We start from the raw sequence: 14312 nt of genomic DNA, 5'->3' as shown, positions 1-14312 counted from the left end.
TATAGATCATATATTCTTAGAAGTGGTATTAGTCGAACCGAAGTTGCGTGGCCTCGAAACTCTGTTTCGGGGAGATCGAATTACCAGATAATGGCGCGACTTGGTATTACATTTGGCATGCGGCGTGTTTGAGCTAGCTCGGGCCTGCTCCACCCAAAAAAAGCGCAGGCGATTGGCCTGCGCTTTTGGATATAAACCTGTCGCTGCGGCTTACTGGTGGATGGGTTGGCGCCCAAGTGTGCCGACCAGGGCCTTCAGGTATTTCTTTGAACTGACCTTATCCAACTCTTCTTTCGCTGCAGTGAGGCGTGCTTCGATGTCTAAGCGCTTTGCGACCCCGGAGTGTGACTCGCGTTGAAGGAAGTGCTTCAGATACTCAACATTCGTCTTCCATTGAGCGATGTCGTGTTCCTGTTGGCTTTGTAGGCGTTCCGCATACCAATCGCTGGATAGCATCGACTCGCGGGTGAATAGTTTGCGCACCTTGGGAGAGTCGAGACCTTCGCCTTGGTAGTGTCCGTCTTTCATGATGTGCAGCAGTGCCTTGAGCGGAGGGCAGGCATCTTCAATTGATCCGTCCTCGAAGTAGTTTTCGGCCGCTTGCTTATGCGCTGCGACTATGGTTTCCATGCCTTCGACGAAGGTGTCCATGTCTTGTAGCTCTGGCTTCAGCATCTGTTCATCCAATACCGAGGTCGGACTGTTGAAGACGCGGCCGAAGAAAATACGGACGAACTTTGCAGTGATGCGATAGCCGATACGGCTCGCGAGCACCTTTTTGCCCTTGTGTTCGAAATCTTCTACCTTTTCCAGATAGCCGTGCTCCAGCATCCATTTGGGGTCGGTTTCGTTATCCTTCAGTCGGCACCAGATTTCAGGTACCAGTAGGCTGATGTCATGATCGACCCGGAAGTTGGGGCCCACATATCCAGCAGCAGTAATAAAGGCCGGCTGGTCAGTCGCGAGATAGGATACGAGCGCGTTGTTCATATCGTAGATTGGAGGCAGTGCGTTGAAGGGGCCTTTAGTTAAGGCACCTTCAGAGCCGGCACCTGTGGTGGAGGGCGACTTGCCAGTGATACTTGCGATATACTCCATGAACAGCTCAGGCAGCTCCATGTGATGAATTGGGCTGAATACACAGAGTGGCTTCACGCCAGCGTCTGGTTCGGCTGGATTGTTGCGACGCCCTGGTAGGATCGAGGTGACAGGACGCAAGAGTGCGGACTGCGAATCCTGGCGCCGGAAGAGGCGTGAACTCATGTCGGCCAGGTAAACCGCACGCGGGTCCTTCAGGTCCGGGCGGACTTGTAGGTAGCGGGGGTTCTTCGTGGGGCTGCCATCGACGATGCGTGGATACGCATTGGTGGAATAGTAGTCAGGCGAATCGCCCTTGTTGAATTCGAGCACCATCTTGCGCATCGGCTCGGTGTATTGGCCGAAACGGATGGCATCTTCAGTTTCGTCTTTGGCAAATTCACGGCCCAGCGGCTCGTAGTTGCTCAGGAAGCTACCAAAAGAGCTGAGGTCTTCTTCCGCGCCCTTGTCGTAACCGCGAATGATGGCATCGTCCGGACGTTGGAAGAAGCGGTATTCGCAATTATGCACGAACTTGGCGGAGGGAAGCGACCATCCAGGAGGTAGGCTGCTGAGTTGTGAACTTGGAGCCACCACAGATGCTGTGATATCGTCCTCCAGTGATATTTTGGCCGCGGGAATGAAATCCTTGCGAAGACCAAAGGTGCGCCAAGAACCGTTTTCAGTGTAACCCACACGTAGATACTGGGTGAGCATTTGCTGGCCACGATAGCGCAGAATATTGCCTGGCTCGCCGTTGATCAGGTCGACACTGAAACGCTTGCGCCAATCGCTACCCCAATCTTCTTTGTAGAATCGTTTGATGATCAGCACCAGTTCTTTGACGTGTTGTGGAATTGTTTTAAGCCAAGTGTTGTAGTCTTCTTTGTATTCACCCTTGGATGGTGTGAGCAGTTTGACCACAGAGCCGAGCGAGCGGTCCTTGCTCAGTAGGGCACGGCCTTTGGTCTTGTTTTTGGATTCGTCCAGAAAGCGTTGGCCATATTCCTTTTCGATGATGGTTTCAGCCAAATCGAAATCTTTTTCGAACTCGCTAACAAACACTGGCCCGGAAATGATTGCATCAGTGATCGGTTTGGAAATTTCGGATTTACCGCCGCCGGAGACTGTACAGGGCTTGTGACAAACGCGACTTTCTGCGGTGTAGCCGACCAAGCGCCAACGACGGCCTTCTGCGGGCTTCATCATTTCGACTTTATAGCCGGAGGGGAGCACGTAGGTATTACCTGGTAGTAGCTTAATTTCTTGTTCCTTACCATCTTTGGTCCAACTGATGCGCTGTGAATTTAATTCAATGCGGGCATCTTCAGGAATATAGATGATGTTGTTAAAGTTTTTATCGATCGCGTAACCAATCGGTTTGACGTCGAGGCGGTCGATGTAGCGTGCCACGACACCATCGAAGGTCTGGTCGACTTCCGGGTAGTATTGGCTGAGCTGGAAGTCCTCTCCCAAGTCGTAGCCAGTGAAGGCGAGTGTGCCGCCTGCGTGTTCTTCTTCAGCGAGGCCGTGTAGGTTGGCCGAGTAGCCGATCTGTGTTTTGACCTCTTTCTTGCAGTAGCCGAAGTAATTGTCGGCAATGGCCGTGATGACGACTCCGCGCTCATCGCGACAGGTGATTTTGAATGCGCCGCCATCGTTATAGAGTTCGTCTTCTTTTTCCCAGCACATACCATCTCGAATCTGGCGCTCGGTGGCATCTTTAATGTTGGGGAGGCCCAGTTCCATTTTGGTGGTGCCCATTAGGTGTGGTGCCAGAATCACGCAACCGCTGTGTCCCGTCCAGTGGGCTGGGTCCAGGGCTGCGTCATTGTCCGCGATGAAGGGATCTCCAGCGTTGCCAAAGATAGATTCCACGAAGTCGAGGTTGCATACCAAGTTGCCGGGGGCGAAGAAACGCACTTCCATGGTCTTTTCTTTGCTGAAACCATCCACTTCGGGGACGACTACCGGGCGCAGTAACAAGGAGACCCATGCGCGGGCTTTGTCTTCCTGGTGGGCGAGGAAGGGCAATGTTTGCAAGGATTCCGGTGCACCGCGTAGCGCTTTGGCAAATAAGCGCGCTGCAGCTAGTTTGGGGACCGCTTTTTTGTCATTGGGGATCGGCAGTCCCCCTTCAGTGACATGGAAGACGCCCTTAGTGGTGCGGCGGTCGCTTTTTGGATTATGCAGTACCCCTTGTTGAATGCGGTAGGAGTCGATGATTTCCGAGGAAAAGTGATCTCCCTTTGCAGGTAGTGATAGGGTGCGCGCCACCCCATGCCGATCCAGAATTAGGGTGTTATTGGGTAAGTGTGGCATCTCGCTGAGATCGAGATCGTCAAAGTAATCACTGATAAAGCTCTGTAAACGTTGGTCGCAGGGGGGCAGGTAGTCCGCTAGCAAGCGTGATTTCTCTTGATAGCTGGCGAGCAACGATTTGCTCAAGCTGCTAAAACGAGAATCGCTGACATCCTCGAAGATCGGTTGGCCGATCGAGGTCAGTTTTAAATTCACATATTCGAGAAGCGATTGCTCATCGTGAGCATAGGCCGCAGTGTTTGGGTCGAGTCCGAGCTGTGTGGTGAAGTCCATGGTGTTGGTTTTTTGTTTCAGTTGGAAGATTCGGGCTTTGTTTTATGTGTACGTGAGGCAGCAATCGTGCCCATCCTTGTGTATTTTGATAATTCAACTAATGGCAAGAGGAACCGTCATAACGGTGCTGTTCTTTAATGATAACACACTCCTTGTATAAGCTAAGCTTATCGGTGATTTGTGTGTGATTAGTTATTTTCCTGTTGTCGCACGCTCAGTTGTAAAAAATAGAAAGAATTTTTTACTGCTGGAATTTAAGAATGCTTGGGGCTTCTGTGACGAGTGAGACTTATTCTGCTTTACGCGCCTCATGAATGGCCACGATAGAGCAGGTCAGTCCCCTCGCGGAGACTGTTTGGTAGCCGGCGAGTTTGAGTTGCTCGGCGAGCGCTTCCTTGGTCGGGAAATTCTCAATCGTGCCAGCCAGGTAGTCGTAGGCACTTTTGTCACCAGTGGCAATGGCTGCCACCCAGGGTAAAATGTATTTCAGGTAAAAATAGTAGATTGGGCGAAACCAGCGGTCTGGCTGCGAAAACTCCAGCACGAACAGGCGTCCACCTGGGCGTAGTACACGTAGGATCTCTTTCAGCCCCCGCTGGCGATCTTCGAAATTGCGCACCCCAAATGAAATTGTGATCGCATCGACGGAGGCGTCTGCTAGTGGCAGTTGCATGCAGTCACCGAAGGCGAACTCGATATCGGCATATGCAGGCTTGGCCGCGCGCTTGCTGCGGGCCTCGTCAAGCATCGGCTCACAGAAGTCCAGGCCAGTCACGGGCACACTGGTGCCCATGCGGTCGCGCAGCTTGAAGGCCACGTCGCCGCTGCCTGTTGCGAGGTCCGCTACATCCTTGGGCGCACGCTGCTGCACCATGCGGGTGAGCACGCGTCTCCAATAAAAATCGATACCTCCGCTTAAGAGGTGATTGGCCACGTCGTAGCGCCCGGCGATTCCGGCGAACATTTGGCTGACTGCTTTTCCTTCTGGCATCTTATTAAGTGAAGAGTAGGGAGTGGGAACTTGGCAGATCGTTCAATCTCAATCTGAGCTTCCTTTGACACTCTCTATGCTACGAACCACCCATTTGGAAAGCTCCTTATCTGGATCTTGAATCGCGAGTTTGCCGATTTTGAAGACGGTCTGGCCTGTGTTGCGATTGATAATACTCAATCCGTGCTCAAAATCTTTAAATTTGTCACTGCAAAGTGACTGTATGCTCTGATCTTGTGTTTCGGCTTCCTGCAGCAAGGCTTCAATGGCCAGCGGTTTGAATTCCAGGGTGAAGCCGTGCTGCTTCTCGAAGGCCGTGGCGTAGCGTTTAATGTCATTTTCCCAGACTGCAGCTTGTAGGTGGGCGTTTTCAGCTTTGAGTGCCTGCAGGCTGGCTGCGGGGTTGGCGATCATTTCGGGCGTGACTTCAAAGTGTTTAATCGCGGTTGAGGGCAGCTCGAATTTATAATCGCGAAAGAGGCGCTCCATCACAGTCATGATGCCACGGGCACCAGTGCCTTCTTGGCTGGCTGCTTCGGCGATGGCCATAATGGCTTCGGGGCCGATGTCGAAGTCGATTCCGTAGCCTCCAAAGTCGTCGCGATACTGATGCAGCACGCTGCCTTCTGAGGTCGTTAATATGTGCGCCAAGTCGTTGGAGCTCAGTGCCGAGCAGGCGCAGCGCACCGGCACACGGCCGATGAATTCTGGCTCGAATCCGTATTTGATAAAGTCACTGGTCTCGGCGTGTTGTAGGTAGGCGGAGAGGTCTTCTTCCTCGTCGCTGACACTGGCCCCGAAGCCCATCTCGTTTTTGGAGAGGCGTTTTTTGATCGATTCGGCCAGTTTGTCGAAAGCGCCACTTACGATGAACAGGATGTTTTTGGTATTGATCGATTTACGTTTTGGTTTGCCGCCGCGCTGGATTTCCATCGCGGCCTGCATCTGTGCCATCATATCTGTGGGGCTGAAAAGGTTGACCTCGGTTTCTTCCATCAGCTTGAGCAGGTTGATTTGCACGCCGCGCCCGGACACATCGCGGCCGCCGGCGCCGGCTTCACCGGCAATTTTATCGATTTCATCGACGAAAATAATACCTTTTTCCGCCAATTCGATGTCGCCGTCGGCCGCTTTGACAAGATCGCGCACCAGATCTTCGACATCAGAGCCGACGTAGCCGGTTTCGGAAAATTTGGTTGCATCCGCTTTGACGAAGGGCACGCCGATCAGACGTGCGACGTTTTTCATTAAGTAGGTCTTACCGACGCCCGTTGGTCCGAGGAAGAGTAAATTCTGCTTACTATACTCTTTGGCTTCCGTTTTTTCGGAGGCGAGAGTCGCACGTACATGGTTGTAGTGATCGCAGATGGCTACTGAAAGTACTTTTTTGGCTTCGTCCTGTCGGATGACAAAGCGATTTAAATAATCGCGAATCTCTTTGGGCTTGAGGTGGAAGTTGCGAATGTTCTCGAGCGTCGATGCGCTCTTAGAGGGCTCGGATGAAGCTGCGGGCTCATCTGCGAGCGGCTCGTCAGGGAAGGGGTCTCCCTCTGAAAAGCCGTGGGTGGAAACTTTCACATTCGAGTCCTTGAACAAATCTTTTAATTGTCGTTGAATTTCCTCGAAAGGATTTGGTGGTTCTTTATCACTCATATTTTTCTAGTTTGACAGTGTTTTCGTGATCCGAAGTATCGCTGCAACAGTAACTTTTGATTTTCATTTTCGCAAGCTCACCCAGCACACACAGGATGTCCAATAACCTTACCAAACGCGATATCGTCCTAGATATCTACGATAAAACTGATTTTCCGCAAAAAGAAGTGCGAGAAACTGTGCAACTCACTCTGGACGCGATTGCCAGAGCTTTAAGTGAAGGCCGCAATGTCGAGCTACGCAATTTTGGCGTGTTTGAAGTGCAGATTCGCAAATCCCGCATCGGTCGCAATCCAAATAAGCCAGAGACCGATGTCGTGATTCCCAAGCGGGCGGTCATTAAGTTCAAGGCAGGTAAGGAGCTGAAGGCACAGCTCAAGGACTTGGACGTGGATGCCATTGAAGGAGAGGCCTAGCTTTCGCTGTGCAGTTTTTATGGCTGATTCGGCTTAAGCTGGCATCGCTACTTCTGTTTTCGCGAGTATCTCTCTGAGGAGAATTCATTATGCAGTTTGAAACGCTACCCGGATTCCGGGAATTTTATCCGGAGGCCTGTGCGCGTCGGAATCATGTTTTTGGTCGCTGGCGTCAGGTCGCGCGTGCCTTTAATTTTTTGGAATACGATGCCCCGGTGCTGGAGCCACTGGAGCTGTATATCGAAAAATCGGGTGAAGAAATCGTCAGCCAACTGTTTAATTTTGAAGACCGCGGCGGCCGTGCGGTGGCTCTGCGCCCGGAAATGACGCCTTCGTTGGCGCGCTTGATCGGTGCTAAGGCTAATAGCTTGAAGCGTCCCGTCAAGTGGTTCAATATTGGTGAACACTATCGCTACGAACGTCCGCAGAAGGGGCGCTTACGTGCCTTTTATCAGTTCAATGTCGACATCTTCGGCGAGCAAGGCCCGACCGCCGACGCCGAACTGATCGCGCTGCTCTGTCAGGCGTTGCAAGCCTTTGGTCTCAGTGCGGGTGACTTTAAAGTGCGCCTCAGTGACCGTGACCTGTGGCTGTTGATGTTGGCAGCCGAGGGGCTCGACGAGGCGGGCAGTGCCACCGTGTTGGGAATTATCGACAAGCTCGAGCGCACCGATCGAGCGAAGACCATTGAGAAGCTGGCGCCCGTGCTCGGTGAGCAAGCGGAAGCCTTTCTGGGCCGCATCGAGGAGGCGATCGCGATTCGCGACTTCGACCGCTTGCGCGCGTATATTGAAAATTTACCACTCGAAGGTGATCTCGCAGCCCAAGCTAAGGCGCGCATGGAAGACTGGGCGCAGCTACTGCGTAATCTCAAGGCAGCCGGCGCAGGTGATTTTATTCAAATCGATCTCGGAATCGTGCGTGGGCTCGCATACTATACAGGCTTTGTTTTTGAAGCCTTTGAGGCCAGTGGCGCCGGGCGTGCCTTGGCCGGGGGCGGGCGCTATGACGCGCTGGTTAAGAAACTAGGCGGGCCCGATATGCCGGCGGTCGGCTTCGCGATGGGCGATGTCACATTGGTGGACCTGCTCGAGAGCAAGTCGCTGATGCCGGAATATATGCAGCGCCCCGAGTTTATCGCGATCATCGGCGGCGAGGACGAGCGTGACGCCGCGCTGGCGGATGCCGCTCAGCTGCGTGCGCTCGGTTATCAGGTCGAGTATCCGCTTAAGAATCAAGGTTTCGGCAAGCAATTCAAAGCCGCCAACCAATCCGGTGCCCGCTTCGCGCTCATTTACGGCAGCGAAGAGTTGGAGCGCGGCGTCGTTAAAGTGCGCGACTTGACCGCTGGCACCGAGGCCGAAATCGCTCGCGATCAGTTGCTGCAACAAGTGCCCGCGTTGCTCGAGAGTGGTCTCGAATCTTAAGTTGTAGGGGCGTGACTGTCACGCCCGCTTTGTGCGGCCTGCTGTGGACTCGCGGGCTTCAAAAATTTGAATCGCTACGGTCTTGCAATTCTTTTTGAGTAGCGCTACTAATTCTAAAGTTGAACTAAATTAGAAAGTATAACTATGGCTAAGCCCTCACCTGAGTTTCATTACCAAAAGCAATTTCCAGTTGGAAAAGATAAGACGCAGTATCGTCTACTGACCAACGAGTTTGTCGAAACGGTCGATTTCGCTGGGGAATCAATGCTGAAGGTCGATCCCAAGGCGCTGACTTACATCGCGGAAGCTGCGATGAAGGATATCTCCTTCAAGTTGCGCACGGAGCACTTGGAGAAGGTGGCGGCCATTCTCGATGATCCAGAAGCCACAGAAAACGACCGCACCATCGCGCTCACCATGTTGCGTAACGCCGAGGTGTCTGCGCACGGCGTGCTACCTTTCTGTCAGGATACCGGTACCGCCATCATTTTGGGGAAGAAGGGCCAGCGCGTTTGGACCGGCGGCGGTGACGAAGCAGCGCTTTCGCAGGGCGTCTATAATACCTACACCCAGGAGAACCTGCGCTATTCGCAGATGGCTCCGCTTTCCATGTATGAGGAAAAGAATACGGGCTGTAATTTGCCGGCTCAGATCGACCTGCTGGCAACGGATGGCGACAGTTACGACTTTCTTTTTGTCGCCAAGGGTGGAGGCTCCGCCAACAAGACCTTTTTCTATCAGGAAACCAAGGCGCTGCTCAATCCTGCCAATTTGGAAAAATTCTGCATTGAGAAAATGGGCACCTTGGGCACCTCTGCCTGCCCGCCGTATCACATCGCATTTGTGATTGGAGGCACTTCGGCTGAGACCTGCCTGAAGACGGTAAAGCTGGCGTCGACCAAGTATTACGATGAGCTGCCCACTGAGGGCAACGAATACGGCCAAGCCTTCCGCGATACAGAACTCGAAGCCAAGCTGCTGGAATACACTCGCAAGATGGGCTACGGCGCACAGTTTGGTGGTAAATACTTTGCCCTGGACGTGCGGGTGATTCGTCTGCCACGTCACGGTGCTTCCTGCCCGGTTGCCTTGGGCGTTTCTTGCTCGGCCGACCGAAATGCCAAGGCGCGCATCGATAAAGATGGCCTGTGGCTGGAGCAATTGGAAGAAAATCCCGGTCGTTTCATTCCTGCCGACGGCGAGATCGCGAAGCCAAAAGACCCGGTCGCCATCGACCTGAATCGTCCGATGAAAGACATTTTAGCGGAGCTGACCAAGTATCCGGTCGCCACGCCGCTTTCGCTGAGTGGCACCATCATCGTGGGCCGCGACATCGCGCACGCTAAGATTCAGGAGCGCTTGGATAAGGGCGAGGGCATGCCCGAGTATTTGAAGAACCACCCCGTTTATTATGCGGGGCCCGCCAAGACGCCCGCTGGCAAGCCTTCCGGCTCCTTCGGTCCTACGACGGCAGGTCGGATGGATAGTTACGTGTATCCCTTCCAAAAGGAGGGCGGCTCCATGATTATGCTGGCCAAGGGCAATCGCTCGCAGCAGGTCACGGATGCGTGTAAAGAGTTTGGCGGTTTCTACCTCGGCTCCATCGGTGGGCCCGCTGCCTTGCTGGCGGAGCACAATATTAAGAATGTCGAAGTGTTGGAATATCCAGAACTCGGCATGGAAGCCATTTGGAAAATCGAAGTGGAGGACTTTCCAGCCTACATTCTCGTCGATGACAAGGGCAACGACTTCTTCGCCGACGTTCGCACCGCCTGCTCGCAGTGCGCGCTGAGTGCGTATGAAAACGCTCGTGCGGAAATGACTAAGTAGATCCCTCTCAGGTAAGCGCAAAGACTTTTGAGAAATGCTTTAGAGTTCCGGATGGTTCATTGAGGCGTTCTTCATCGGTGTTGCGCACGGCGCCATTACTTGGGAGAAACGCTTTAACGAATCGCTTTTTGCAGTGGGCAATTTTCGACGTCGATACGGGTGCCTTTGCGGTAGGCTTCCAGTAAGCGCTTGGATTCTTTGGCCAGCATGCGACGCACTTCGCGGCGGGCACCTTTGACGCGTGGGATTTGCATATGATCGTAGGCGGTGGTTTGGTGCCGCAGCCAGGCGATGGTGGCAGCTTCTGCCCGCTGTTCGATTGGGATACGCTTAGTGCGGGCCACGGTGCCACTACCCACGGGGGTGGCGTGCGCTGCAATCAGCTGACTGAGGCGATCTGCCAGGAGTGCATAGCGCGGGTGGAAGTTCAGATAGTCGCGTAGCGCTTGAGTGAAGTCTTCTGCGTAGCTGACTTCTGCCTTGGCGCGTCGTGCGCGTCCCGCTTCGAGTTTCTGGGTATAAGCAGGATCGCTTTTCTCAAGATTACGCGCCGTTTGCAGTGCCTCGATCCGGTGGGCGGGCGCCCAGATGCCGCGGGAAAATTCCTTGCGTCCCTTTTTCTCTTTCACTGTCCAAGTCGGCCCGTCCTGTTTGATGCGCCGACTCAATGCGGCATCGCCAGGAGGTAGTAGGGCCCAGCCTGTTGGCACGGGGAGGAGTTCGCCTTGCAGGGTGAAAACATGGCGCGGCTTAGGAGAGGGGCGAACGATTTGTGATTCAAGCATTGGCGCACATCAATCACATCAAATCACGTGGTGAGGCTAGTTAAAATTGTACCAATTTCCCGGAATTTTGAACTTTATAGGGATGGTTCTCGCAGTCTGGGTGCTCGGAACCGGTCAGGTGCTCATTGACCTTTGTGCTGTAGTAAAAAGGCGCCTGCGCCGTCATGACCTGTCTTCCAGGGGAGACTGATCGCACTGTCGATTAGCTGAAAGTGCTGCCCGATTTCACTGTTGAGGAAGCCTTGGATTACTTTGCTATTTTCGGCAGTTTCGATGCTGCAGGTGCTATATACGATGCGCCCGCCGGTTTTTACAAAACCAGCAGATGCTTGGAGGAGTTGGAGTTGCAGTGCCGCACATTGTTGGATGTCTTTCGGGCGCAAGCGCCATTTGACGTCGGTTCGGCGTTGGATCACACCAGTGTTGGAGCAGGGGGCGTCGAGCATTACTGCGTCATAACTGGTGCTCAGCCCCTGAGCTTCGAAGTCTGCCGCTGAGAGTGTGAGCACATCGGATTCGATGATTGTGCAGTTTAATGCCTCTGTGCGCAGGGTCGCTAGATTTTCCTCGAGACGCGCAATGCGATTACCTGGCAGGTCCACGGCGACGATTTGTCCTTGGCCGTTCATGGCGTGCGCCATGTCATAGGCTTTGCCTCCCGGGGCGGCACAGAGATCGAGTATGGATTCGCCAGCCTGCGGTGCCAGCAATTCCGGTGCGAGGCGGGTGGATGGATCTTTGATGTAAGCGTTGCCCCGGTTGAGTAGAGGGAGCAGTTCATCCTTCCATGACACCCGGGGAGTGATTCGGTAAAATTGCGGCCACTCAGTGGCTTCCAGCCCTTCGGGAAGAGCGGACTGCGCGCCATGATCGGTCGTCGATGGGTAGAGCTTGAGGTAAGTCGTGGGGATGCTCTGGTTCCATTGCAGTAATTGCGGATAGTCGTTGCCGTATTCTTTTTCCCAGTGTGCCACTAGCCAGTGCGGGTGACTGAAGTAATCGGCTGGGGATTGTGTGGCGTCAATTTGAGCGAGTGCAGACGGCAGTTTGCGCAACACGGCATTTAAGAAGCCCTGCTCGAAGCGATTGACCAGTTTCTTGCTGCGTTCGACTGCGTGGTGGATGATTTTGGGGTGACGTTCTGTATCTGCTTCCAGAATTTCATAACCCGAAACCAGTAGAATTGCTTCTACGCCCGATTTGGCCTTCTTGCGCAGTAGCTGCTTTAAGGCCGCTCTGGTGCGGTGCCCATGTCGCAGGGCACCCAAAAAAAGTGATTGGCAGGCCGCGCGGCGATCGCCTATAAATTCTTCTGGTAACTCGTCCAGCAGCTGATCGGCCTTTCGATCTCCCGACAGGTAGGCTTCTGTTAAGTGTACAGCAGCGTCCCACCCTGTTGTGGACTTTCTGGATAAGCTAAACTTAATACTTCTCATTGGCGCGGAAACTGTCCATAGTAGATAGTTTACGACTAAGACAAGCAATCATTATGAATAAAGAGTCCATAGACGCTCTCATTAAAAAAATCCCTAAATTGGCTTCGCATCGCGCGAAGCTCGAAACAATGGTGCCCGGTAACTACTGCCTTCATCGCAGCTGGGGCTTTGGTAAAATTGTGGATTATAACGCTGCGGAGGACCGTTTAATCATCGATTTTGAAGATGGTAAGAAGGGCCACGCCATGGCACCTGCATTTTGTGTGGATAAACTCGATATCTTAATGCCGAATGACCTGCTGGTGCGCTCGCGCACAGAGGCGGATGTGATTGAGGAAATGATTAAGAAACGACCTGCGGATTTGATTTGTGAGATGATTTCTGCTAGCGAGAATCATGCCATGATGTCGACCGAGATCGAACGTTTACTTTCTCGCGTGATTGGGCCGATTAAGTATAAGAAGTGGTGGACCGCGACTAAAAAGGTATTGGTCAAAGATCCACGCATCGGTGTGCCGCTTAAGAAGAGTGATCCCTATATCTACCGCGAGAACCCTGTTAAGCCGGAGGATGAAATTCTTGAGCAGTTTCGCGGGACTAAGAATTCGAAGCAGAAGATTGAGCTCGGTGAAAAGTTATACGCGCTATCTGAGAATATTTCCGTGGTGCGTGAGGAAATGCCTCAAATTCTTGAAGAACTTACCGATGCCATCGCAAATGCTAAGAGCCTGAGTCAAGCGGACCGTTTGCATGGTGTGTGGGTGCGCAATAACTTGGCGCGCGACTTGCATGAAGATGTTGAGGCGCTTGAACCCTCTTCGGCCTCTATCCTTGATGCGACTAATGATTATTCGGAACTAGCGGCGCATCTGCCGGCACAATATTATAAGCGCTATCTGGACTTAATTAGCCGTACCTATCCAGAAAAGTGGCAGGCGATGGTCGAGGATCTTCTGCGTAATTCCAGTGGTAAGTTCACTAGCGAGTGTATTAACTTTATGCTGGAGAAAGAGATGCAAGAGCGTATTAGCTACTGCTTGGATCGCTGGCTGAAGGAGCAAACTATCAAAGGACCACTGCTTTTCTGGGTGGTTAAGAATCGTGCTTCCAAGAAATATAGCAGCATTATCGAGCCGCTGGTCAATCCACGCCTCTTAGCCGCGATGTTTTATGCGATTGATTATGAAGCGCTGCAGAATGCAAGCACACGTCGCATTCCACTGGCCGATCTGCTCAGCGATGATGTCACTTTGATTCCAGATTTGCTGTCGCAGGCAAATGTCGAAACGGCCAATGATTTGGCTCAAACACTCTTGCTCAATCAAGGTTTTGAGGATCTGACTAAAAAGTCGCTACTTGCTCGCTTTATTAAGCAGTTCCCCACTGTTCAAAGTCTGCTCGCTGGCCAAGCTGCAGAAACTTCGGAAGAGGAAGCGCTCATCGTTTCACAAGAAAGCTTCAACGAGGCTAAGGCGGAATACGAAGAACTTATCGCCACTAAGATTCCTGAGAACAAATTGGCCATCCAGGTGGCCCGTGATCATGGTGACTTGAAGGAAAATTCGGAGTACAAGATGGCACGCCAGGATCAGGACATCCTGCTGTCGCGTAAGAACGAGCTTGAGGTAGATCTTTCGCGTGCGCGTGTGACTGACTTTACGGAGGCCACCACTGAAAACGTCGGTATTGGCTGTATCGTGGAGCTAAGAGAAGGCTCCACCGGTAAGGAGCAGCGTTACTCGATTCTGGGTGCTTGGGATAGTGATCCGGACAACGATATCCTATCTTACAAGACACCGCTCGCGCAAGCGCTGCTTGGTAAAGAGACTGGCGCGACCGTCAGCACCAAGATTGGTGGTAACGAAGAACAGTGGACGATCCTTAGCATCGCCCGCTGGGTCGACGCTAAGTAGTCTGATCAGTTTCAATTGACACAAAAGGCGCTTCCGTATCGGGAGCGCCTTTTTTGGGTCAGCTTATACTAATTCGAAAAAAGTTTGGTCCTAGTAGATATATCTTTTGTAACCTCGGTTCTCGGAACCGGGGCGATGTCAATCGCTCCCCGAAACAAAGTTTCGAGGCTACGCTAAGGCCAAGCTTAT

Annotated in this window: 9 protein-coding genes; 4 read left to right on the top strand and 5 right to left on the bottom strand. The window is 52.8% G+C overall.

Going from position 1 to position 14312, the window contains the following annotated elements; all coding sequences use genetic code 11:
• Positions 1-210: 210 nt before the first annotated feature.
• The 3 genes from QEH59_RS15115 to QEH59_RS15105 form a co-directional block, all read right to left on the bottom strand.
• Positions 211-3672: a PPi-type phosphoenolpyruvate carboxykinase family protein gene (locus QEH59_RS15115; RefSeq protein WP_308986218.1), complete on the bottom strand. Its 3462-nt coding sequence runs from the start codon at positions 3670-3672 to the stop codon at positions 211-213.
• Positions 3673-3961: 289 nt separating this feature from the next.
• A complete protein-coding gene (ubiE, locus tag QEH59_RS15110; RefSeq protein ID WP_308986217.1) occupies positions 3962-4663 on the bottom strand; it encodes a bifunctional demethylmenaquinone methyltransferase/2-methoxy-6-polyprenyl-1,4-benzoquinol methylase UbiE in 702 nt (233 codons plus the stop codon).
• A 48-nt stretch (positions 4664-4711) separates the two neighbouring features.
• Complete coding sequence (locus tag QEH59_RS15105; protein WP_308986216.1) at positions 4712-6316, bottom strand: AAA family ATPase; 1605 nt, start codon at positions 6314-6316, stop codon at positions 4712-4714.
• 95 nt (positions 6317-6411) lie between these two features.
• Here QEH59_RS15105 and QEH59_RS15100 point away from each other — a divergent pair, with 95 nt between their 5' ends.
• From QEH59_RS15100 to QEH59_RS15090, 3 genes are all read left to right on the top strand, one after another.
• Positions 6412-6732: an HU family DNA-binding protein gene (locus tag QEH59_RS15100; RefSeq protein WP_308986215.1), complete on the top strand. Its 321-nt coding sequence runs from the start codon at positions 6412-6414 to the stop codon at positions 6730-6732.
• An 89-nt stretch (positions 6733-6821) separates the two neighbouring features.
• Entirely contained in the window at positions 6822-8159 is a 1338-nt protein-coding gene (gene hisS, locus QEH59_RS15095; RefSeq protein WP_308986214.1) for a histidine--tRNA ligase, read from the top strand.
• 144 nt (positions 8160-8303) lie between these two features.
• Positions 8304-9989, top strand: a complete 1686-nt coding sequence (locus QEH59_RS15090; protein WP_308986213.1) for a fumarate hydratase — start codon at positions 8304-8306, stop codon at positions 9987-9989.
• Positions 9990-10102: 113 nt separating this feature from the next.
• Here the strand turns inward: QEH59_RS15090 and QEH59_RS15085 are convergent, their stop codons facing one another.
• Together QEH59_RS15085 and QEH59_RS15080 are read right to left on the bottom strand one after the other, a co-directional pair.
• Positions 10103-10774, bottom strand: a complete 672-nt coding sequence (locus QEH59_RS15085) for a DUF2293 domain-containing protein (protein WP_308986212.1) — start codon at positions 10772-10774, stop codon at positions 10103-10105.
• A 122-nt stretch (positions 10775-10896) separates the two neighbouring features.
• Positions 10897-12210: an RsmB/NOP family class I SAM-dependent RNA methyltransferase gene (locus QEH59_RS15080; RefSeq protein ID WP_308986211.1), complete on the bottom strand. Its 1314-nt coding sequence runs from the start codon at positions 12208-12210 to the stop codon at positions 10897-10899.
• A gap of 53 nt (positions 12211-12263) precedes the next feature.
• Between QEH59_RS15080 and QEH59_RS15075 the strand changes: the two genes are divergently transcribed.
• Positions 12264-14123 (top strand): GreA/GreB family elongation factor, encoded by a 1860-nt coding sequence (locus QEH59_RS15075; protein WP_308986210.1) that lies wholly within the window; start codon positions 12264-12266, stop codon positions 14121-14123.
• Positions 14124-14312 lie beyond the last annotated feature (189 nt).

The sequence above is a fragment of the Thalassobacterium sedimentorum genome (assembly GCF_031127905.1).
GTDB classification, from domain to species: domain Bacteria; phylum Verrucomicrobiota; class Verrucomicrobiia; order Opitutales; family Coraliomargaritaceae; genus Thalassobacterium; species Thalassobacterium sedimentorum.
This window is presented reverse-complemented; position numbering and strand designations above follow the sequence as displayed.